The sequence below is a fragment of the Actinoallomurus sp. NPDC050550 genome (genome assembly GCF_040655075.1).
Lineage (GTDB): Bacteria > Actinomycetota > Actinomycetes > Streptosporangiales > Streptosporangiaceae > Actinoallomurus.
Map to the genome: position 1 here is coordinate 1 of NZ_JBFAJC010000081.1, position 21,837 is coordinate 21,837.

Genomic DNA, 21,837 nt, shown 5'->3' on the forward strand with positions numbered 1-21,837 from the left:
TCGATGTCCAGGACACATGAGTGCTCACTTGCCGGCGGCTACCAACCAACCCAGGAGTCTGCCGGATGGCAGGCTCCCAGAACTGATTAGGACACATGAGTGCTCACTTGCCGGCGGCTACCAACCAACCCAGGAGTCTGCCGGATGGCAGGCTCCCAGAACTGATTAGGACTCACGCGATGACGACGATCTCCGGCCCCGTCGTGGGCAACCTGTGTCTCGGCTCGGCACCCGACTCCTGGGGCGTCTGGTTCCCCGAGGACGAACGCCAGGTCCACTTCACCCGCTTCCTGGACGAACTCGCGCAGGCCGGATACCAGTGGCTGGAACTCGGCCCGTACGGCTATCTGCCGACCGACCCGGAGCGGCTGGCCGAGGAGGTCGGCTCGCGTGGCCTGAGCGTCTCCGGCGGCACCACCTTCGGCGCCCTGCACCGCCCGCACGAGTGGGACACGATGCTCGCCGAGGTCGGCCGCGTCGCCGAGCTGACCGCCGCCGCCGGCGCCCACCACCTGGTCTTCATCCCGCCGATGTTCCGCGACGAGAAGACCGGTGAGTTCACCGAGGAGCCCACCCTCGCGCCCGGCCAGTGGGGCGCCCTCACGGCGGCCGCCGACGAACTCGGCAAGATCCTCTTGGAACGGTACAACGTCCGGCTCGTCGTCCACCCGCATGCCGACAGCCACATCCAGACCCAGGCCGAGATCGAACGCCTCCTGGACGGCACCGACTCCCGCTACGTCAACCTGTGCCTGGACACCGGCCACGTCGCCTACGGCGGCGGCGACACCGTCGACCTGATCCGCCGGTACGGCGACCGCGTCGGTTACGTGCACATCAAGCAGATGGACCCGGAGGTGCTCGCCCAGGTCCACGCGGAGAACCTCGGCTTCGGCGAGGCCGTTCGGCGCGGCGTGTGCGTCTCGCCCCCGGCCGGTGTTCCCGACCCCGCCGACGTCATCGCCGAGCTGTCGAAGCTGGACGCCGGACTCTTCGTGATCGTGGAGCAGGACCTCTACCCGTGCGCGCCGGACGTCCCGCTTCCCATCGCCGTGCGCACCCGCGACTACCTGGGCCGCCAGGGCCTGTCCGGAAGCCGCCGACCCGCGATCCGGTAGCACGACCGGTCGCCTTCACCCGTACAGGTCGTGAGCTCGCCGTCCCGACAGTCGATTCCCACCCATACGCACCCAGACCAAATGACCGAAGAGGAGGACGCGATGACCTTGCGCGTCGGAGTGATCGGGGCCGGAATGATCGGCCAGGAACACACCCGCCGGCTGACGACCGTCGTCACCGGCGCCGAGGTGGTCGCGATCACCGATCTCACCGCCGACCGGGCCGAGCGGATCGCCGCCGAGACCGGCGCCCGGGCGTACGCCTCGGGCGCCGAGGTGATCGCCGGTCCCGACGTGGACGCCGTGCTGGTGACCTCATGGGGGCCGACCCACGCCGAGTACGTGCTGGCCGCCATCGCGGCCGGCAAGCCGGTCTTCTGCGAGAAGCCCCTCGCGACCGCCGCGGCCGACTGCCTGCGCATCCTCGAGGCCGAGATCGCGCACGGCGGGCGGCTCGTCCAAATCGGCTTCATGCGCCGCTACGACGCCGGCTACCGGCGGCTCAAGGAACTCGTCGACGCCGACGGGATCGGCACACCGCTGATGGTGCACTGCGCCCACCGCAACCCCACGGTGCCGGTCTCCTACACATCCGAGATGGCCATGCTGGACACCGCCATCCACGAGGTCGACGTCCTGCGCTGGCTGCTGGGGGAGGAGATCGTCTCGGCGCAGGTGCTCACGCCCCGCCCGACCGGCCGGCGGTTCGAGCACCTCCAGGACCCGCAGATCATGCTGTTCGCGACCTCCGGCGGCGTCCGCATCGACGTGGAGGTCTTCGTCAACTGCCAGTACGGCTACGACATCCGCTGCGAGATCGTCGGCGAGACCGGCGCCGCCCGGCTGCCCGACCCCGCCCGGCCCGCCGTACGCCACGACGGGCGCGAGAGCACCGCGATCGTCTCGGACTGGCGCGATCGGTTCGGCGACGCCTTCGACACCGAGATCCAGGCCTGGGTCGACGCCGCGGCGGCCGGTACCGCCACCGGTCCCACCGCCTGGGACGGATACGCGGCGACCGCGGTCGGCGACGCCACCGTGGAGGCGCTGAAGACACAGGAGATCGTCGCCGTCGACCTGGAAGCCCGCCCCGCCTTCTACCCGGGAGCCCAGCAGTGAAGATCGCCCTCGACCCGTACATGTTCCGGGCCCTGCCGCTCACCGAGGTGGTGCGTACGGCCGCCGACCTCGGCTACTCCCACATCGAGCTGTCGCCCCGGCCCGACTTCATGCCGTTCTTCCTGCACCCCAGGGCCGACGACGCCAAGGTCGCGGAGCTCAGGACGGCCCTGCGCGAGACCGGTGTGGAACTGGCCTCCATCCTCCCGCTGTACAAGTGGTCCAGCACCGACGAGACCGAGCGGCAGGCCGCTGTGCGCTACTGGAAGCGCATGATCGAGGTCGCCGTCGAGCTGGAGTGCACGCTGATGAACTCCGAGTTCAACGGCCGTCCCGAGCGTGCCGCCGAGAGCGAGGCGGCGTTCTGGCGGTCGCTGGAGGAGCTCCTGCCGATCCTCGAACGGGAGGGCATCGCGCTCAACCTCGAAGCGCATCCCGACGACTTCTGCGAGGTCAACGACCAGGCCGTGGACCTGGTCAGGGCCATCAACAAGCCGTGGGTCAACTACCTGTACTGCGCGCCGCACACCTTCCACCTGTCCGGCGAGGACCCGGGAGCCGACATCGCCTCGATGATGCGCTACGCCGGGGACAAGCTCGCCCACGTGCACATCGCCGACTCCTTCGACCACAAGGGCTCCTCCGGCCTGCGCTACATCCTCAACCCGCCCGGCACGCCGGCTCGCGTCCACCAGCATCTGGACATCGGCCAGGGCGAGTTGGACTGGGGCGTCTTCTTCGGCACGCTCCGCGAGCTGGAGTTCGACGGCGTCGCCACGGTCTGCGTGTTCGCCTGGGAGGAACGCGCCCGCGAGTCCTCCGCCTTCATGTTGGAACGCGTCTCCAAGGAACTGACCGCGTCGGCGCCCTCCTGAGCCCCCGCTCAGGCGTTCTTCTGAGTCCGGCTCAGGCGTCCTTCGCGGTCTGCTCCTTCGCCACGCGGGCGGGGTCGGTGGTGTGCGGGGCGACGATCTCGCGCCACTTGCTGGTGATGGGGAGCCGGCGGTCGCGGCCGAAGTTCTTCGGGGTGATCTTCGGCCCGGGCGGGTACTGGCGGCGCTTGTACTCCGCCGCGTCGACCAGCCGGATCACCCGCTCGACCAGCCCTGGATCGTGGCCCGCCGCGATCAGCTCGTCGCGGCCCAGGTCCCTCTCGACGTAGTCGTCCAGGAGCGCGTCGAGGACGTCGTACGGCGGGAGGGAGTCGGTGTCGAGTTGGCCGGGGCGCAGCTCGGCGGACGGCGGCTTGTCGATGATGTTCCGCGGGATCGGCGGGGCCTCGGAGGGGCGCGCGAAGGGGTGCCCGCCGTCGGTCCGCTCGTTGCGCCAGCGGGACAGCGCGAACACCGTGGTCTTCGGGACGTCCTTGATCGGCCCGTACCCGCCGGCGGAGTCGCCGTACAGCGTGGAGTAGCCGGTGGCCAGCTCACTCTTGTTGCCGGTGGTGAGCACCAGGTGGCCGTGCTCGTTGGACAGGCCCATGAGGATGTTGCCGCGGACGCGCGCCTGGAGGTTCTCGGCGGCGAGCCCGTGCAGCTCCAACTCGGCCTCGTAGGAGTCGACGATGCCGCGGATCGGCACGGTGCGCGCGTGGAGGCCCTGCCGCTTGACGAGGTCCTCGGCGTCGGTTATCGAGTGGTCGCTGGAGTAGCGGCTCGGCATGAGGACGGCGTGGACGTTCCCGGGGCCGATCGCGTCGGCGGCGATCGTGGCGACCAGCGCCGAGTCGATGCCGCCGGACAGCCCGAGGATCACCGAGCGGAAGCCGTTCTTGCGGACGTAGTCGCGGACGCCGAGGACCAGCGCGCCGTACACCTCGCCGAGGTCGCCGAGCGGTTCGGCGCAGGGCGGCTCTTCGGGGGAGTACGGCTCGACGGGTTCGGCGGACAGCAGCACGCGTTCGATCGTGATGGTCGTCCCGTCGTGGCCGTCGGCGGGCGTCTCGCCCGGCGTGAACTCCGCCGGCGCGGGCGGCAGCTCGAGGTCGGCGACGAGCAGGTCCTCCTCGAACTGCGGACCGCGGGCGATCAGCTCGCCCTCACCGGTGACGATGACGGAGTCGCCGTCGAAGACGAGTTCGTCCTGCCCGCCGACCAGGTTGACGTACGCGAGGGCGCAGCCCGCCTCGCGCGACCGGCGCGCGCACAGCGCCAGCCGGACGTCGTCCTTGTTCCGCTCGTACGGCGAGGCGTTCGGGACGACCAGCAGCTGCGCGTCGGCCTCGCGGGTCACGGTGACCGGGCCGCCCTCCTGCCACAGGTCCTCGCAGATCGCCACGGCGACGTCGACGCCGTGCAGCCGGAACACCGGCAGCCGGTCGCCGCGGACGAAGTAGCGGTATTCGTCGAAGACGCCGTAATTGGGCAGGTGGTGCTTTGCGCTACGGATGACGACCCGGCCCTGGTGGAGCACTGCCGCCGCGTCGAGCGGCGCGCCGGCGGGCTGGCCGACGCGGTCGACGACGTCGGCGCGCCGGTCGAGGTGGCCGAGGACGACCGGCAGCCCGCCGAGCCCCTCGTCGGCGAGCCGCCGGGCGGTCTCCTCCAGCGCGGCGATCGACGCGTCCACGAACGACTTGCGCAGCGCGAGGTCCTCCACCGGGTAGCCGGTGAGGAACATCTCGGGGAAGACGACGAGGTGCGCGCCGCGGTCGGCGGCGCGCCGGGCCCACTCGACGGTGCGGCCGGCGTTGCCCGTGAGGTCGCCGACGGTCGCGTTGACCTGGGCGAGTGCGATACGAAGCCGTGCCACGTTTCCGAGACTAAACGAGGCATGCCCCACCGCGTTTCCACGGATCCCCCGTCGATGAGCCGACCGACCGGTCCGGCCGCCGCATGACGAGCGCGGCCTATCGAAGGCCCGAGGCGACCGCGACCCGATGACAAGCGCGGCCTATCGAAGGCCCGAGGCGACCGCGACCCGAGCACTTCGCGGAAATTTAGGCCGTTCTAACCTATTTCGTTAACGGAGATTTTTCGAAACACTAGATTTGAGGCAAATGCCCGTTAGGCGGGCTCTTGTTCCTGCTAGGGATTCTCTCGATCTACCTTCGCCGGTCCGCTCGGACCGCGGTCCCCAGAACCGCACCGTTCCGTCGGACCCGAATCCCCCCGGGAGCCCCCTCATGCCTCGTGCCCTCATTCGGCGCGTCGCGCTCGCGGCCTGTGCCACGACGGTCGTCACCGCGACCGTCTCCGGCACCGCCAACGCCTCGGGCACCTTCCGCCTGCTGGTGTTTCCGAACCAGAGCCACTCCGCCGTCTACGGCTTCATCAAATCGGCCGCCCGCTCGATCGACCTGACGATGTACGAATTGCACGACAAGGCTGTGGTGACAGATCTCGTCAAACGCCGGAAGGCGGGCATCAAGGTCCGAGTCATCCTCGACCGCCGGCGCACCTCTGTCAACGCGTCCGCCTACAAGACGCTCAAGGCGGGCGGTGTCGGTGTGACCTACTCGTCCTCGGCCTTCGTCTACACCCACCAGAAGACGATCACCGTTGACCGTGCCAGGTCCCTCATCATGACCGGCAACCTCAACTCCAAGGACTACGCCCACTATCGCGACTACGCGGTCTTCGACACGGACACCGCCGACGTCTCGGCCATCGAACGGGTCTTCAACGCCGACTACGCCAAGACCTCCGTCACCCCGTCCGACGGCCACCACCTGGTCTGGTCCCCGACCGACGCCCAGAAACGTCTGCTCCCCCTCATCAAGGGCGCACGGCACTCGCTTGACGTCGAGGAATGGGAGTTCGACGACGCCGCCCTCGTCGACGCGATCGTGGCGGCCGCGAAGCGCGGTGTGGCCGTCCGCGTGGTCGGGATGAACCGGAGCAACTACCGGGGCCGGTTCCGGAGCGTCGTCGACGCCGGCGGGAAGGTGGTGACCTACAACGGGAAGACCGGCCGGTACATCCACGCGAAGGCCATAGTCGTGGACTACGGCACCGCGACCGCGAAGGTCTTCGAGGGCTCGGAGAACTTCTCCGACAACTCGCTCAACCACAACCGCGAACTGGGGCTGATCGTCAACGCCTCCGGTGTGCTGCGCGGTATCGAGACGGCATTCCGCTCCGACTTCGCCGGCGGGACCCGGTTCGGCGGCTGACCCCCAGACGGCTGCCCGCTCTTTCGTCACGTGGCGGGCAGCCGCGACCGTCCGCATCCCGCCGGTGGACGACGGCCACGTCTCCGAGACTAAGCGGGGCGTTGCCGGACGTGCTCGGCGGTGTCTGGGGCGTCGGATTCGGTGGCGCTCCCGAGGTCGGTGGCGGCCTGGGCCAAGGCGCGGATGAGCGGGCTCTCGTCGGCGGTGCGCCAGACGAGGGCCCACTGGCACGGCGAGGCGTCGTGGATGGGCACGAAGGCCAGGCTGGGCCAGGGGTAGAAGCGGGCGGCCTCGGCGGCGACCCCGGCGGCCGCCTGACCGGAGGAGACGGCGGTGAGCGCCTCCTGCCAGGTGGCGACCTTGGGGGCGTGCCGGATGGGACGGCCCGAGGGGGTGCGGTAAGGCGCGAGGGTCTCTTCCATGTACGCGGGGATCGACCGGCCCCCGACCAGAGCGCAGTCGCCGAGGTCCTCCAGGCCGACGGAATCGCGTCCGGCGTAGGGATGGTCGGCGCCGACCATCAGCAGCACCCGCGAGGTACGTATCACCGGGCCGACGGTCAGGTCGGGCTCGCGGACCGGCAGCCACAGCACCGCCACGTCGACCTCGCCCGAGCGGAGCAGGTCCAGCGGGGAGGGCGGCTGGATCTCGCGATGCTGTAGCCGTGCCGCCGGGTGGCGGGTCCGGAACAGGTCGAGGAGGTCGCCGATCATCAGGGTCATCGGGCCCATGGTGCCCAGGGTGAGGCTTCCCGTCGTGCCGTGGACGGCGTCCTTCGCGGCCTCGATGCCTTTCATGATCTGCCGGTACCCCGAGCCCAGTTCATCGCGCAGCTGCTCGCCGAGTGGGGTGAGACGGACCACGCGGGAGGTGCGGTCGAACAGGGGGGCGCCGATGCCGCGCTCTTGTTTCTTGATCGCCTGGCTGACGCGGGACGGGGTGATGTGGAGCCGCTCGGCGGTCCGGCCGAAGTGCAGTTCCTCGGTGAGGGTCAAGAAGATCTCGATATCCCGAAGTTCCATCCGTCCCCTCCGGATCGTGAATCTGTAGATTAACAATCTCTCGATCATGGCGTGCACCGTGAATCTATCGGTCAACGGTTCGTCCCGATACCGCGTTCTGGCAGGTCCTTGGCGCGGCGGAGGTGAAGCGCCGGACGCGGGCGGGCACACGGTGATCCGCGTTCCAAGCGCGGTCAGCCGGGCCGGGACCCCAGCGTCCGCACCTCGGAGAAGAGCAGCGGGGTGAGGACGACGAGGATCTGGAGCGTCCCCGCCGTCCAGAGGGTGGTGTGCAGGCCGACCTGGCCGGCCACGGGCGCCACCAGCGCGAGGCCCAGTGGCTGGCAGGCGATCGCGCCCGCCCATTCGTAGGCGCTGACGCGCGACAGCGCGGCCGCCGGGATGTGCTGCTGCAGGGCGGTCTCCCACAGCGTGTTGAAGACCATGAGGACCACGCCGCCGCAGAACGCCGCCACGGCGATGCCGATCACCGTGAGACCGGCGGCGAGGGCGAGGGTGGGGAAGGCGAACATCGCCATCATCGCCACGCCGGAGCGCAGCGGGAACCGCGGCCGTACGCACAGGGCGATCACGCCGCCGCCGAGGCAGCCGGCGCCGAACGTCGCCGAGATCAGCGCCCACGCCCCCGCCCCGCCGAACGACCGGGCGCTCATCGTCGGGCCGAGCACGGAGAACGCGCCGTAGAGCAGGTTGACGAGGGAGGCGGCGACGATGACGCTCCACACCCAGCGCCGGGACCGGAACTCCCGCCAGCCGTCGGCCAGGTCGCGGGTGAACCGTCGCGCCCGTTCGTGACCGGCCGGCCGCAGGCGGAGCCGGGACAGGCAGGCGGCGCTGACGGCGAAGGTCGCGGAGTCGGCGGCGATCGCCCATCCGGGACCGACGCCGACGACGAGGGCGCCGGCGACGGCGGGCCCGGTGAGCAGTGACGTCGAGAGGGCTAGGACGCGCAGGGCGTTGGCGGACTGCCGCTGTTCCGGCTTGGTCGTCGCCTGCACGATCCCGGGCACGGCCGGCCCGGACAGCGCGGCGGCGATCCCGTGCACCGTCTGGAAGACCAGCAGTTGCCAGATCCGGGCGGATCCGGTGATCAGAAGGGTCGCCGAGACGCCCTGGACGACGGCGCGGACGAGGTCGGTGCCGAGGATCAGCGCGTGCCGGGGCAGCCGGTCGGCGATGACCCCGCCGGCCAGCGTGAACAGGACCTGGGCCGCCGACCCGGCGGCGAGGACGACGCCGAGGTCGAAGGCGCGCCCGGTGAGGCCGAGGACGGCGAAGGCGAGCGCCGGCGCGACCATCCCGTCGCCCAGCATCGAGGTGCACTGGCCGAGGAAGAACCAGCGGAAGTCACGCTCCCGGAGAACGGACAGTCCGCGCGCCAGGACACAGGAGCCTTGAGCCTGCACCATTCAGCTCGTACGCCGCCTCAGAGGGGATTAACCACCTGAAGTTAGACATTCCGGACCGGTATGGTCAACCCCTCCCCGGGGATCAGGGTCGTTTACTTATTGAACGCGGAAATTCGGGTTGAACCAGCATGTGTTCATGCCTTGACCTCATTTGTCGGAAGAGGGACAGTGAGGCCGCAGCCTCCTGACTGCGCGCTCATGGCCCCCGCCCCGCTCTCGAAGAGAGGTCCCGATGAGTGCGTCCCCCGTCAGGCACGGCCGGCGCGTGCCCCGTGCCCTCCTTGCCCTGCTATCCGCCCTGGCCGTCGCCGGCGTCGCGGCGACGGCCGTCTCCCGGCCGGTGCACGCGTCCGCGCCCGGTGCCCCACCCGGCTGGACGACGGTTTTCACCGACGATTTCAACGGCCCCGCCGGCTCGGGCGTCGACACCTCGAACTGGCAGTACACCACCGGGACGAGCTATCCCGGCGGCCCCGCGAATTTCGGCACCGGGGAGGTGGAGACGATGACCTCTTCGACGTCCAACGTCTCCCTGGACGGCTCAGGGAATCTGCGGATCACGCCGCAGCGCGACGGCGCCGGCAACTGGACATCCGGCCGCATCGAGACCCGTCGCACGGACTTCCAGCCGCCCGCCGGCGGGAAGCTCCGGGTCGAGGCGCGGATCCAGATGCCGGACGTCACCAGTGCGGCGGCGCACGGCTACTGGCCCGCGTTCTGGATGCTGGGCGCCCCCTATCGCGGGAACTGGTGGAACTGGCCGGGAATCGGCGAGCTCGACATCATGGAGAACGTTCAAGGCATCAACAATGAGTGGGCCACGATGCACTGCGGCACCAGTCCCGGCGGTCCGTGCAATGAGACCACCGGGATCGGCGGCCAGCGGGCCTGCTCACCGACGGCCTGCCAGGCCGACTTCCACACGTACGCCCTCGAGTGGGACCGGAGCACGAGCCCCGAGCAGATGCGCTTCTACCTCGACGGCGTGAACTTCCACACCGTCCGCGCCGACCAGGTCGACGCCACCACCTGGGCCAACGCGACGAACCACGGATACTTCATCATCCTCAACGTCGCGATGGGCGGCGGCTTTCCGGCGGCGTACGGCGGCGGCCCGGACTCCGGCACCGTCCCCGGCCACCCGATGCTGGTCGACTATGTCGCGGCCTGGCAGACCGACGGCGGAGGCACCACCCCGCCCCCGTCGGGGAGCCACGACGCCTACGCCCCCATCCAGGCCGAGTCGTACGACCAGCAGTCCGGCCTGAACACCGAGACGACGACCGACAGCGGCGCCGGGCAGGACGTCGGCTCGATCGCCAACGGCGACTGGGCGCTGTACAAGGGCGTCGACTTCGGCTCCACCGCCGCCACGCAGTTCTACGCGCGGGTCGCCAGCGGCGCCGCCGACGGGGTGAGCGGTCTGGTCGAGGTGCGCCTCGACAGCCGATCGAACGCACCGATCGGAAGCTTCGCCATCGCGAACACCGGCGGCTGGCAGAGCTGGCGCACGGTCCCAGCCAACATCGCCGGGGTCACCGGCGTGCACGACGTGTACCTGACTTTCACCAGCGGCCAGCCCGCCGACTTCGTCAACGTCAACTGGTTCGACTTCGGCCACTGAGACGTGCGGGCGCGGGGCGCGAGACTCGGATCCCGCCCCGCCCGCTCCGCGCCCGCGCTCATCCGAGTCACCGAGAGCCCGCGCGGAATGGGCGCCGTATCAGGGAGGCGGCCCGGGCTTGGCCGTCGACCGGCGACAGCGCCGCGAGGGCGCCGCGAGGGCGCCGCGAGGGCGCCGCGAGGGCGCCGCGAGGGCGCCGCGAGGGCGCCGCGAGGGCGCCGCGAGCCCGGCGGCCCAGTCCGCGCGGGCTCTAAGAGGTGAGGGCCTGCCGCCGTCGCCGTACGGCCGGGCCGAGCGCGAGGGCGCCGGCGGCGGCCGTCCCGCACAGGAGCGCGCAGACGAGCCACGGCGACCAGGAGGCCACGCCGAGCAGCCAGCCGCCCGCCGGCGGGCCGAGCAACGACGCGAGCGAGAACGCCGTGCCGTACAGCCCGCTGTACCGGCCGCGCAGGTGCGGCGGCGCGAGGTCCGCGATGATCGCGCTGGACACCGACGCGAACAGCACCTCGCCCAGCGTCCACACCAGGACCACCGCCGCGAAGGCCCACGCCGACGAGGCGAACGCGGTCAGCCCGAACCCGGCGCCCACCACGGCCACGCCCCCGGCCAGGACCCGGCTGTGGTCGCGGCGGCCGAGCCAGGCGCCGATCAGCGGCTGCACGATGACGATCCCGATGCCGTTGACGGCCATCGCGAAGCCGTACGCCGACGGGGGCAGGCCCGCGTGCCGCATCGCGAGCGGCAGCGTCGAGTACGCCTGCAGGTAGACGAACCCGTAGCACAGCACGACCAGCACCGAGCCGACCGCGACGCGGTCCCGCAGCACGTCGGCGAAGCCGCCGGGTTCGCGTTCCGCCCGTCGGGCCCGGGTCTCGGGCACCGCCCGCCAGACCAGGACGCCGCACACCACGGAGGTGGCCGCGTCCACCCAGAACAGCCAGGTGAACCCCGCGCGCGCCAGCGTCCCGCCGAGGACCATCGCCACCGCGAAGCCGAGGTTGATCGCCCAGAACAGCAGCCCGAACGCGCGGGTCCGCTCGGCGGGGCCGATCAGGTCGGCCAGCAGCGCCTGCGAGGCGGGACGGTACACGTCGATGGTCAGGCCGAGCACGAACACCAGCGCGATCAGCACCGGCGTCGTGGTGGCGTACCCGAGCGCGAGCATCGCCGCCGCGGTCGCCAGCATCCCGCCGGTCAGGGTGGCTCGCCGACCGACCCGGTCGGCGAGCACCCCGCCGACGACCTGCGACACGATCGAGCCGAGACCGAACAGCGCGAGCACGAGCCCGGTCGCGGCGACCGACAGGCCGCGCACCCCCGTGAGGTAGAAGGCGAGGAACGGCTCGACCATCGTGCCGAGCCGGTTCACGAAGCTGCCGGTCCACAGCACCCAGAAGGCGCGCGGCAGGCCGCCCACACGCGTGTACAGGAAGGCGGGGAGGCGGGTGGGCGGGGGAACGGGGATCTCCTCGACGGGGGTCATGGGGGAATGGTCGACAACCCGGGGCCTCGCGTGAAAATCTTTTAGCGGTGCCTAAATGATCGAGTTTCTCTTCACCCCGGACGACGTCGCGCGCGTCCGGTTCGCGTTCTCTCCGCTCTGGGAGCTCGCGCACAGCCTGCGCGTGCTGGCCGATCCCTCGCGGCGCGCGCTGCACATGCCGTGGGTGCGCGCGGTACGGCCCCGGCTGCGCCGGCTCGACCTGACGCCGCTGCACGCGCTCGTCCCCGCCGACGGGTACATCCCCGACTTCCTCACGCCGCCGCCGGAGTCCCCGGTGCCCGACTTCGCCACGGAGCTCGCCCTGGTCCGGGCCACGCCCGCCCACTCGGTCGTCGAGGAGATCCGGCACGTCGGGCTGCGCAGCAAGGGCACCGCCCCGCTCGACGAGCGGCGCCAGGCGATGATCGAGGAGCCCGAGCGTACGCTCGCGCACGTCACGGACCTGCTCGGCGCCTACTGGGAGGCGGCGCTCGAGGAGTATTGGCCGAGGATCCAGTCGCTGCTGGAGACCGACGTGCTTCGGCGGTCCCGGGCCCTCACCGAGCGAGGGGCCGAGGGGCTCTTCGCCGGGCTCCACGAGGCGGTCCGCTGGCACGGCGACCGGCTCGCCGTGCAGCGCACGTGGCAATACCGGGGTGCGCTGGCCGGGCACGGGCTGATCCTGGTGCCGAGCGTGTTCGTCTGGCCTTCGGTCTCGGTGATGACCCCGCCGTACCGGCCGATGCTGAGTTATCCGGTGAACGGCGTCGCGACACTGTGGGAGACGGCTCCGGCGGCGCCCCCGGACGCCCTCGCCGCGTTGATCGGCCGGCGCCGGGCGGGACTGCTCCTCGCGCTCGCGGGCCCGGCGTCGACGACGGAGCTCGCCCGGCGGCTCGCGGTGACGCCGGGGGCGATCAGCCAGCACCTCGGCGTTCTGCGCGCCTGCGGCCTGGTGACGGGCCGCCGGGTCGGCCGGCGCGTGCTGTACGCGCGCACGGCCTCGGGTGACGCGCTCGCGGAGGCGGGCGGCGCGATCGACATGGACGTGACCGAGCGCGACTGATTGACTCTGCTGCGTGAGCGGGACGGATGGAACGTCGCGACCCTCTCGGAGGCACCGTGCACCTGATCACTCTCTCCCGGGCGTCCGCCCTGCCCGCGACGGCGGCGGCCTGCCTGCTGGCCGCCTGCGCGCCGGCCGGCCAGACCCTGCGGGGCGTCCACCTGGTGGCCCGGAGCACGCTGACCACCTGCACCCACCTGCCGTACGCCCCGTTCCAGTTCCAGCGGGACAAGGCGACCGTCGGCTTCGACGTCGACCTGATCGACATGGTCGCCCGGCGGCTGGGCGTCCGGCAGAAGATCGTCGACACCCGGTTCACCGCGATCACCTCCGGCCAGGTGTTCGCGGTCGCCGCCTGCGACGTGGCGGCCGCCGGGATGACCATCGACCCGCGGCGGGCGGCGGTCGTCGACTTCTCCCGGCCGTACTTCGACTCCGGGCAGGTGCTGATGGCCCGCCGCGGCGAGCGCGTCACGCCCGGCGCCTTCGGTCCGAGTGGGCTGCGGGTGGGCGTGGTCGCCGGCACGACCGGGCAGGCGTACGCACGCGGCCAGGGATGGCAGCCGAAGGCGTACGAGAACGCCACGACCGAGCTCGACGCGCTGCGCACCGGCCAGATCGACGTGCTCGTCCAGGACGACCCGGTCGTGCGCTACTGGCTCACCGACGAGGCCAACGCCGACTTCGTCCTCGTCCCCGGGCTGCGCACCCACGAGCAGTACGGCTTCGCCGTGCGCAAGGGGCACAACCCAGCCCTCGTCCGACTGATCGACCAGGTCATCACGCAGATCCGGCGAGACGGCACCTACCGGCGGACGTACGAGCGCTGGATGGGCCCGATGCCACCCGACGCGGCAGGCTGACGCGGCCGGACCCTGAGTTCTGATGCGGCCGGACCCGCAGGTCGACGCCGCCCGGCACCGCCGGGGTGCTGGGCTGCCCGGGTGAGCCGACCGGAATCGGTCAGACCATCGCCCTCGCTCGGCGGCGAATGATCGACTTAATGATCGACTCAGACGCCGTCGACGGGGGAGTCCGCATGCGTAAGGTCGTCGTGCTCGTGGCCGGGGTGATCGTGCTGGTGGCGGCGGCCGCGTTCTCCTGCGCCGCGTTACGGCGGCCGAGCGGGCCGGCGACGCCGGAGCAGGCCGCGAGTGCCTACTTCCGCGCCTGGGGGAACGGCGACTTCGCCGCGATGCGGCGGCTGGTCGACGACCCGCCCGGGGACTTCGCCGACCGGCACCGGGACCTGTCGCGGTCGCTGCATGTGGACTCGGTGGAGTTCACCCCGGGCCGGCCGGTGCGGCACGGGGACGAGGCGTCCGTCGACTACGCCGTCACCCGCGAACTGGGCGACGTCGGAGACTGGAGCTTCCACGCGACCCTTCGGCTCGCCCGGCGGAACGGCGCCTGGCGGGTGGTGTGGTCGCCCGCCACCCTGCATCCCGCCCTGGCCGACGGCGGCCAGTGGTTCCTGACGCGGATCGAGTCCGCGTCGGCCGCCCCGGTCGCCGTGGACGGCCGACCGCTTCCCGGCGACAGCAGCGTGCAGCCGTACCTCGCCGGTCTCGGCGACGGCTCCGAGGAAGGCAGTCCCGGGTGGGCGGTGCAGATCCGGAATCCCGGGCAGGTGGCCGTGCGGCTCAAGACCTTCGGCGGGAAGGACGCCCATCCCCTCCGCACGACCATCGACCGGCGCGCGCAGGCCGCCGCCGACGCGGCCGTCGGGTCGGCGTCGGCCGCGCTGGTCGCGATCCGTCCATCGACGGGCGAGATCCTGGCGGTCGCCGACCGGCTGCCGGAGGCCAAAGGCGCGTTCCTGGGCCTGTATCCGCCGGGGTCGACCTTCAAGGTGGTGACGGCGGCGGCCCTCCTAAACGGCGGCATGACCCCCTCCAGCCCGGTGGACTGCCCGGCGGTCACGGTGGCGGGGCAGCGCACCATCCACAACCACGGCGATCTCGCCCTGGGGCGCGTGCCGCTCGCCGACGCGTTCGCGGAATCCTGCAACACGACCTTCGCGACGCTCGGGGTGAGCGCCGGTGCCGGGCGGCTCGGCGCGAGCGCCGCCGCCTTCGGGTTCGGCGCCCACTTCGCCCCGGGGACGGACGCGTACGCCGGTGACTTCCCCGCCCCCGACGGCGACAACGCCCTGGCCGAGGCGTCCATCGGCCAGGGGAAGGTCCAGGCGAGCCCGCTCGCGATGGCCGTCGCCGCCGCGGCCGTGGCCGACGGCTCGTACCGCTCTCCGCGCCTGGTGCCAGAGCGCCTCGCGGCGAAGGGGACGGTCCGGCCGCTGCCGTCGGCGGCGGTGGCGGGCCTGCGGTCGATGATGCGCGCGGTCGTCACGCGGGGGACCGCGGCGCACGCCGGGCTTCCGGTAGGCACGGCGGGCAAGACCGGGACCGCCGAATATGATGCCCAGGGCCGTACCCACGCGTGGTTCATCGGCTACCGGGGTGATCTGGCCTTCGCGGTGTTCGTCCTGCATGGCGGCGACGGCGGGCAGGCGGCCGCGCCGGTGGCGGCCCGCTTCCTGACTGTGATCAAGTCGTGACCCACTGGAGTATTCGCAGGTGGTGACTGATATGACATAGTCGGACAGTTGTTTTCATGGCTTATGGAGGAATTGTGGCTATTCGTCGCCGGCTTGCCGCCGCCACCGCAGGGCTCTGTGCGGCCGCTCTCGCCCTGACCGCCTGTAGCAGCGGGGGAGACGGGGCGACGGTGCAGGGCGCCAAGCTGGTGAAGAAGGGCAAGCTCACCACCTGCACCCACCTGCCGTACCCGCCGTTCCAGTCGGCCCAGGGCGGCAAGGTCGTCGGCTTCGACGTGGACATGATCGACCTGGTCGCCAAGAAGCTCGGCGTGACCCAGCAGGTCGTCGACACGCCGTTCGAGACCATCAAGGGCGGGGCGGCGCTGAACGCCGGGAAGTGCGACGTCGCCGCCGCCGGTATGACGATCAAGCCGGAGCGGGCGCGGTTCATCGACTTCACCAAGCCGTACTTCAACGCGACCCAGGCCCTCATGACCAAGAAGGGCCTGAGCTTCACGTCGCTGGACGAGGTGAAGGCCCAGAAGCTGAAGGTCGGCTCCCAGGCGAGCACCACGGGTGAGGACTTCGTTCACTCCAAGGGCATCGACTCGAAGTCCTTCAAGGACTCCGCGAGTCTGCTCAACGGGCTGCGCAGCGGCCAGGTCGACGTGATCATCGAGGACTACCCGGTCGTGCAGGGCTGGCTGAAGGACCCGGCGAACGTCAAGTACGCCGTGGCCGCCAGCCTCAACACCGGTGAGCAGTACGGCTTCGCCGTCCGCAAGGGCAAGAACCCCAAGCTGCTCGCGCTGATCAACCAGGCGATCGACGACGCGCGGCAGAACGGCGAGTACAAGAAGATCTACGAAAAGTGGATCGGCCCGATGCCGGCGAACGCCTGAGCGCGCCGCTGAACGATCCGAAAGGCCGCAGATGACTCAACACGCGGAGGCGGCGCCGCGGCTGACCCGGAGGCAGCGCCGCCGGTTCATCCTGGGCGGCGAGTACGGCATCTTCGTCATCGCTATCGTGCTGGCCGCGACCCTGGCGGACTGGGGTTCGCTGAAGACCAACTTCGCCGAGTGGCGCGTCGCCAAGACGATGTTCCCCGACGTCATCACGGTCGCGCTGCGCAACACCCTGCTGTTCACGGTCAGCGGGTTCGTGCTCGGCCTGGTGACCGGCCTGGTGCTGGCGCTGATGCGGCTGTCGTCGGTTCCGCCGTACCGCTGGTTCGCCATCGCCTACATCGAGGTGTTCCGCGGGCTGCCCGCGCTGCTCATCTTCATCTTCGTGGGCACAGGCGTCCCGCTCGCCTTCCCGGGGGTCAACATCCCCGGCGGCGTGTACGGCCAGGCCGCCCTCGCCCTGGGAGTGGTCTCGGCGGCGTACATGGCCGAGACGATCCGGGCCGGCATCGAGGCCGTGCCGCGCGGCCAGATGGAGGCGGCGCGCACGCTCGGCATGTCGCACGGGCGGGCCATGCGCTCGATCGTCATTCCGCAGGCGCTGCGGATCGTGATCCCGCCGCTCACCAACGAACTGGTCCTGCTGTTCAAGGACTCTTCCCTGGCGCTGTATCTGGGCGTCACGCTGCAGCAGCGGGAGCTGTCCAAGCTCGCCCAGGACGTGACCGGCCAGCAGGGCAACACCACGCCGATCATCGTCGCCGCCCTCTGCTACCTGATCATCACGATTCCGCTCGGCCACCTGGCCCGGCGGCTGGAGGCCCGGCAGAAGAGGGGGCAGCGGTGACCATCGTGAACGACGGCGCTGCGGTCCAGGTCGTCGAGCTGTACAAGGCGTTCGGCGACCTGGAGGTGCTGCGCGGCATCGACTTCGAGGTCCGGCGCGGCGAGGTCGTGTGCATCATCGGGCCGTCCGGCTCCGGCAAGTCCACGCTGCTGCGCTGCGTGAACCTCCTGGAGGAGCCCACCGCCGGAGAGGTGTACGTCGGGGGCGTGCAGCTGACCGACCCGGACGTCGACATCGACGCGTCGCGCCGCCGCATCGGCATGGTGTTCCAGCAGTTCAACCTGTTCCCGCACCTGTCCGTGCTCGGCAACGTCACCATCGCCCAGCGCAAGGTGCTGCGGCGCTCAGCGGAGGAGGCCGACCGGGTCGCGCGGGACAACCTCGCCCGCGTGGGCCTGGCCGACAAGGTGGACGCCTACCCGGCGCAGCTGTCCGGCGGCCAGCAGCAGCGCGTGGCGATCGCCCGCGCGCTGGCCATGGGCCCGGAGGTCATGCTGTTCGACGAGCCCACCTCCGCCCTCGACCCCGAGCTCGTCGGTGACGTGCTCGCCGTCATGCGCAAGCTCGCCCTCGAAGGGATGACCATGCTGGTCGTCACCCACGAGATGAGCTTCGCCCGCGAGGTCGCCGACCGGGTCGTGTTCATGGACGGCGGCGTCATCGTCGAGGAGGGGCCGCCGTCGAAGGTCGTCGGCGACCCGGAGCACGCGCGGACCCGCCGGTTCCTGTCACGCGTCCTCGACCCGGCCGCCGCCGACGTCGAGGACTGAGAGGCCTGTCACCGGGTGAGTCGCTCAGGCGAACGGCTCACCCGGTCCGGTGAGCACCTCAGGCGCGCGTCACCGGGGCAGTGGTCGGGTGCCCTCGATCCGTACCGCCTGCAGAGCGTCGGGCCGGAGGCCCAGCAACGTCAGGATGCTCGGTGCGATCTGTGTCGTCCGTACGTGCCGGCCGATCGTCGTGTGCCGGAAGCCCGGACCCGCGGCGACCAGGGCGACGTGGGTGTCGTCCGCGCTGAAGCCGCCGTGCTCGGCGATCTTCTTGCCCGGCTTGGTGTAGATCACGCCGGGCTTGGTGATCACGACCAGGTCCGGCACCCGGGGGTCACGGCGCGGGTCGCCGAACCGCCTGACGATGTCCTCGCCGGCCAGCACTCTGGCGATCCCGGCATCGGCCGCGTGCTCGCGCAGCGCGGCCGCCGCCGCGGCCGTCTTCGACTGGTCGGTCAGCCAGATCAGCCCGACGTCGTCCTGCGTCGCCTGGGCGACGAGCCCCGGCTTGACCGCGTTGACGATGCCCGGCACGACGTCCGTGCCGATGATCTTGAGCTTGCTCTTGTCGATCGGCGACTGGCCGTGCTTGGCGGTCACGATGACGTCGGTCGAGCCGAGCAGGTTCCTGCGTCCGAGCTCGGCGACGATGCGGCCGATCGAGGCGTCGGTGTGGTCGAGGGCCGCGGCCAGCTCGGGGCCGGGCGCGCCGCCGGTCTGGTAGCCGCCGGCCGGATCCTTCTGGGCCACGCTCACGGCCTGGAAGTTCATGCCGAAGACCGCGGGCACGTCGGCGCGGTGGGTGCCGGTGTGGTCGTAGCCGTCCACCTCGTGCAGGATCCCGGCCACCTTCAGGTCGTCATTGCCCGCGGTGCCGGACGCCGGCACCGACGCGATCTCGGGCGTGTACAGGTCGTCGACGCCCTTGCCGGACGGCCCGTTGACGATGTCGTAGGCGAGGTGCTTGTCGCTCCACGCGGTGCGGAGACCGGCCTTCTTGACCACCTCGAAGACGGTGTCGACCCGCAGGTACGCGTGCGGGGCGACCGGCGCGCAGTTTTTCGCCGGGTCGCGGGGGAACTTGGCGGGGTCGAGCCCGCCTCCGCCGTCGACCTTGGTCGAATCGCGATCGACGGACTCGTCATAGACGACCTCGGTGCCCTTGCTCGTGCAGGCCGATCCGGGGGCGGACAGCGACCGGTCGTAGCTGTCGTCGTAGTAGACGCCGGTGCTGCGCGGGGTGCCGCCGGTCACCATCGACAACAGTCCGGGGAAGGAGTCCGACGGGGTCGTCGTCCTGGCGTGCGGGTACGACGTCCCGCGCCGCAGCAGCCCGGCGAGGGCGGACTTCGGATGCGCGGCGGCGTAACGGACGAGGTCCGACTCGTGCAGGCCGTCGACGCTCAGCAGCAGAACGTGCCGTGTGGTCGGGCCGGCCTGCGCGGTCGTCGGCGCGACGAGTGCCGCGGCGGCGAGTCCGGCGGCCGTGCCGGCGATGAGACGTTTTCGCATGGAGGCTCCCTCGGTGCGGGCCGGAGATCGGCAACGCCTACGTGTACCGACCGGGGACGGACATCCGGCGTGCGGCACGGGTCCGGCGGTTGAACGCGGTCCGGAACAAAGGCGTACGGCCGGTCAAGAAACGGCAAATCGGGGACGGGGGAGACATCCTCCGAGGCAGGAGGTCTGGACGCTCCTCCTCACGGCCGGTCAGGCCCCGGAACGTTGTAACGTGACCGAAACATGGACGCGGCACACTGATACGAGGTCAGAGTTGTCGCCGCAGGTTGCATAAGGGGATCTAGTTTTGGACCGTCAGCAGGAGTTCGTGCTCCGCACGCTTGAGGAGCGCGACATCCGCTTCATCCGGCTGTGGTTCACCGACGTGCTCGGATTCCTCAAGTCCGTCGCGGTCGCGCCCGCCGAGCTGGAGCAGGCATTCGCCGAGGGCATCGGTTTCGACGGATCGGCCATCGAGGGGTTCGCCCGCGTCTATGAGGCCGACATGCTCGCCAAGCCGGACCCCTCTACGTTCCAGGTGCTGCCGTGGCGCGCGGAGTCGCCGGGCACGGCCCGGATGTTCTGCGACATCCTCATGCCGGACGGCTCGCCGAGCTTCGCCGACCCGCGCTATGTCCTCAAGCGCACCCTCGGCCGCGCCGCCGACCTCGGGTTCACCTTCTACACGCACCCCGAGCTGGAGTTCTACCTCCTGGGCGACCGCCCCGACGACGGCAGCGAGCCGTCGACCGTCGACTCGGGCGGCTACTTCGACCACACGCCGCACCGGGCCGCGCACGACTTCCGGCGCAACGCGATCATGATGCTGGAGTCGATGGGCATCTCCGTCGAGTTCAGCCACCACGAGGGCGGTCCCGGCCAGCAGGAGATCGACCTGCGCTACGCCGACGCGCTCACCACGGCCGACAACATCATGACGTTCCGCCTGGTGATGAAGGAGGTCGCGCTCGAGCAAGGCGTGCACGCCTCCTTCATGCCCAAGCCGTTCACCGACCAGCCCGGCTCCGGCATGCACACGCACATGTCGCTGTTCGAGGGCGACCGCAACGCCTTCTACGAGCCCGGCGCGGAGTTCCAGCTCTCCAAGATCGGGCGGGCGTTCATCGCCGGGCTGCTCCGGCACGCGGCCGAGATCACCGCGGTCACCAACCAGTGGGTCAACTCCTACAAGCGTCTGTGGGGCGGCGTCGGCGCGTCCGCCGGAGCCGGCGGTGAGGCGCCGCCGTACATCTGCTGGGGCCACAACAACCGCTCGGCGCTGGTCCGTGTCCCGATGTACAAGCCGCAGAAGGGCCACGCGACGCGCATCGAGTTCCGCGCGCCCGACACCGCCTGCAACCCCTACCTCGCCTTCGCCGCGATCCTGGGCGCGGGCCTGAAGGGCATCGAGCAGGGCTACGAGCTGCCGCCGGGCGCCGAGGACGACGTGTGGGCGCTGACCGCGGCCGAGCGCCGCGCGATGGGCATCGAGCCGCTGCCGCAGAGCCTCGACGAGGCCATCGCGGCGATGGAGCGCAGCGAGCTGCTCGCCGAGGTCCTCGGCGAGCACGTCTTCGACTTCTTCCTCCGCAACAAGCGCGCGGAGTGGGAGGACTACCGCCGCCAGGTCACGCCGTACGAGCGCCGCCGCTACCTCTCGGTGCTGTAAGGCCGAGCGGGTCAGCCTTCGCCCGACCCGGAGACCAGTTCCAGCGCGACGGCGACCCCGGTGGCCCGCCGCTCCTCGTCCGTGATGTCGTTTTCCTCGAAGGCGAAGTGCGCGACGTTCAGCGTGAAGGGCGCCATGGCCGACTTGAGCTGGTCGGTCAGCGGGGCCTTCGGGTCGATGAGCAGCTCCCGCAGGCCCTTCATCCGGGACTTGAGCTTCTCGCCGACGGCGAGGTCGCGCATGGTGCCCTGGTTCTCGTGCGCGAAGCGCATGATCCCAGGCCCGCTGCCGTACAGATGGTCGGCGTATCGGCGGACCAGCTCCTGCCGCATCTCCCGGGTCGCCGGCTGTTCCCGGCCCCAGGCGATGAGCTCGTCGAGCCTGCCCAGGTGATCGTCGAACAGGCTGACGATGATGTCTTCCTTGGTCTTGAAGTGGTAGTACAGCGCCGCCTTGGTCACGTTGAGCCGCTCGGCGATCTCCCGTAGCGACGTCTTCTCGTAACCCTGTTCAGCGAACAGCTCGAGCGCGACCGCCTGGATCCTCGCCCGGGTGTCGCCGCGGTGTTCGCCCATGATCAATCTCCACTCAAACTAACTTGACGACCGGCTAGTTTTTAGCTTACCGTACGGCAAGTAAGTTTCACTAG

18 protein-coding genes are annotated in these 21,837 nt (G+C 70.8%); 12 read left to right on the plus strand and 6 right to left on the minus strand.

Annotated features, from left to right (window positions below):
* Window positions 1–179: 179 nt before the first annotated feature.
* The 3 genes from AB0I04_RS50995 to AB0I04_RS51005 all read left to right on the plus strand — a co-directional run bounded on the left by AB0I04_RS50995 (window position 180) and on the right by AB0I04_RS51005 (window position 3,112).
* Complete coding sequence (locus AB0I04_RS50995) at window positions 180–1,118, plus strand: TIM barrel protein (RefSeq protein ID WP_360902774.1); 939 nt, start codon at window positions 180–182, stop codon at window positions 1,116–1,118.
* A 102-nt stretch (window positions 1,119–1,220) separates the two neighbouring features.
* On the plus strand, window positions 1,221–2,237 hold the full coding sequence (locus AB0I04_RS51000; protein ID WP_360902777.1) for a Gfo/Idh/MocA family oxidoreductase: 1,017 nt from the start codon (window positions 1,221–1,223) through the stop codon (window positions 2,235–2,237).
* On the plus strand, window positions 2,234–3,112 hold the full coding sequence (locus AB0I04_RS51005) for a sugar phosphate isomerase/epimerase (protein WP_360902780.1): 879 nt from the start codon (window positions 2,234–2,236) through the stop codon (window positions 3,110–3,112). The genes AB0I04_RS51000 and AB0I04_RS51005 overlap by 4 nt, the downstream gene beginning before the upstream one ends.
* Before the next feature lie 31 nt (window positions 3,113–3,143).
* On the opposite strand, the gene AB0I04_RS51010 is transcribed toward AB0I04_RS51005, so the two are convergent.
* Entirely contained in the window at window positions 3,144–4,988 is a 1,845-nt protein-coding gene (locus AB0I04_RS51010) for an NAD+ synthase (protein WP_360902783.1), read from the minus strand.
* Window positions 4,989–5,361: 373 nt separating this feature from the next.
* Here AB0I04_RS51010 and AB0I04_RS51015 point away from each other — a divergent pair, with 373 nt between their 5' ends.
* The gene (locus AB0I04_RS51015) at window positions 5,362–6,351 is read left to right on the plus strand and encodes a phospholipase D-like domain-containing protein (RefSeq protein WP_360902786.1); all 990 of its coding nucleotides are present in this window, start codon (window positions 5,362–5,364) and stop codon (window positions 6,349–6,351) included.
* Between the two features lie 89 nt (window positions 6,352–6,440).
* On the opposite strand, the gene AB0I04_RS51020 is transcribed toward AB0I04_RS51015, so the two are convergent.
* Complete coding sequence (locus tag AB0I04_RS51020; RefSeq protein WP_360902789.1) at window positions 6,441–7,373, minus strand: LysR family transcriptional regulator; 933 nt, start codon at window positions 7,371–7,373, stop codon at window positions 6,441–6,443.
* 173 nt (window positions 7,374–7,546) lie between these two features.
* Window positions 7,547–8,782, minus strand: a complete 1,236-nt coding sequence (locus tag AB0I04_RS51025) for an MFS transporter (protein ID WP_360902791.1) — start codon at window positions 8,780–8,782, stop codon at window positions 7,547–7,549.
* Window positions 8,783–9,014: 232 nt separating this feature from the next.
* On the opposite strand from AB0I04_RS51025, the gene AB0I04_RS51030 reads away from it, so the two are divergent.
* Window positions 9,015–10,406: a glycoside hydrolase family 16 protein gene (locus AB0I04_RS51030; RefSeq protein WP_360902794.1), complete on the plus strand. Its 1,392-nt coding sequence runs from the start codon at window positions 9,015–9,017 to the stop codon at window positions 10,404–10,406.
* Between the two features lie 250 nt (window positions 10,407–10,656).
* Here AB0I04_RS51030 and AB0I04_RS51035 read toward each other — a convergent pair whose 3' ends face one another.
* Window positions 10,657–11,889 carry an MFS transporter gene (locus AB0I04_RS51035; RefSeq protein WP_360902797.1) on the minus strand — a complete coding sequence of 411 codons (1,233 nt, stop codon included), beginning with the start codon at window positions 11,887–11,889 and terminating at the stop codon, window positions 10,657–10,659.
* Window positions 11,890–11,944: 55 nt separating this feature from the next.
* Here AB0I04_RS51035 and AB0I04_RS51040 point away from each other — a divergent pair, with 55 nt between their 5' ends.
* The 6 genes from AB0I04_RS51040 to AB0I04_RS51065 all read left to right on the plus strand — a co-directional run bounded on the left by AB0I04_RS51040 (window position 11,945) and on the right by AB0I04_RS51065 (window position 18,019).
* Window positions 11,945–12,955, plus strand: a complete 1,011-nt coding sequence (locus tag AB0I04_RS51040) for a DUF5937 family protein (RefSeq protein ID WP_360902800.1) — start codon at window positions 11,945–11,947, stop codon at window positions 12,953–12,955.
* 56 nt (window positions 12,956–13,011) lie between these two features.
* Window positions 13,012–13,818 carry an ABC transporter substrate-binding protein gene (locus AB0I04_RS51045; RefSeq protein WP_360902803.1) on the plus strand — a complete coding sequence of 269 codons (807 nt, stop codon included), beginning with the start codon at window positions 13,012–13,014 and terminating at the stop codon, window positions 13,816–13,818.
* Window positions 13,819–13,958: 140 nt separating this feature from the next.
* Window positions 13,959–15,512: a penicillin-binding transpeptidase domain-containing protein gene (locus tag AB0I04_RS51050; RefSeq protein WP_360902806.1), complete on the plus strand. Its 1,554-nt coding sequence runs from the start codon at window positions 13,959–13,961 to the stop codon at window positions 15,510–15,512.
* Window positions 15,513–15,586: 74 nt separating this feature from the next.
* Window positions 15,587–16,396, plus strand: coding sequence for an ABC transporter substrate-binding protein (locus AB0I04_RS51055; RefSeq protein WP_360902809.1), 810 nt, complete (start codon window positions 15,587–15,589; stop codon window positions 16,394–16,396).
* 31 nt (window positions 16,397–16,427) lie between these two features.
* Complete coding sequence (locus tag AB0I04_RS51060) at window positions 16,428–17,249, plus strand: amino acid ABC transporter permease (RefSeq protein WP_360902812.1); 822 nt, start codon at window positions 16,428–16,430, stop codon at window positions 17,247–17,249.
* Complete coding sequence (locus AB0I04_RS51065; protein ID WP_360902815.1) at window positions 17,246–18,019, plus strand: amino acid ABC transporter ATP-binding protein; 774 nt, start codon at window positions 17,246–17,248, stop codon at window positions 18,017–18,019. The genes AB0I04_RS51060 and AB0I04_RS51065 overlap by 4 nt, the downstream gene beginning before the upstream one ends.
* Before the next feature lie 69 nt (window positions 18,020–18,088).
* Here the strand turns inward: AB0I04_RS51065 and AB0I04_RS51070 are convergent, their stop codons facing one another.
* A complete protein-coding gene (locus tag AB0I04_RS51070; protein WP_360902818.1) occupies window positions 18,089–19,531 on the minus strand; it encodes an alkaline phosphatase family protein in 1,443 nt (480 codons plus the stop codon).
* A 295-nt stretch (window positions 19,532–19,826) separates the two neighbouring features.
* On the opposite strand from AB0I04_RS51070, the gene glnA reads away from it, so the two are divergent.
* Window positions 19,827–21,188, plus strand: a complete 1,362-nt coding sequence (gene glnA / locus AB0I04_RS51075) for a type I glutamate--ammonia ligase (protein ID WP_360902821.1) — start codon at window positions 19,827–19,829, stop codon at window positions 21,186–21,188.
* Window positions 21,189–21,199: 11 nt separating this feature from the next.
* On the opposite strand, the gene AB0I04_RS51080 is transcribed toward glnA, so the two are convergent.
* Window positions 21,200–21,763: a helix-turn-helix domain-containing protein gene (locus AB0I04_RS51080; protein ID WP_360902824.1), complete on the minus strand. Its 564-nt coding sequence runs from the start codon at window positions 21,761–21,763 to the stop codon at window positions 21,200–21,202.
* Window positions 21,764–21,837: the final 74 nt, after the last annotated feature.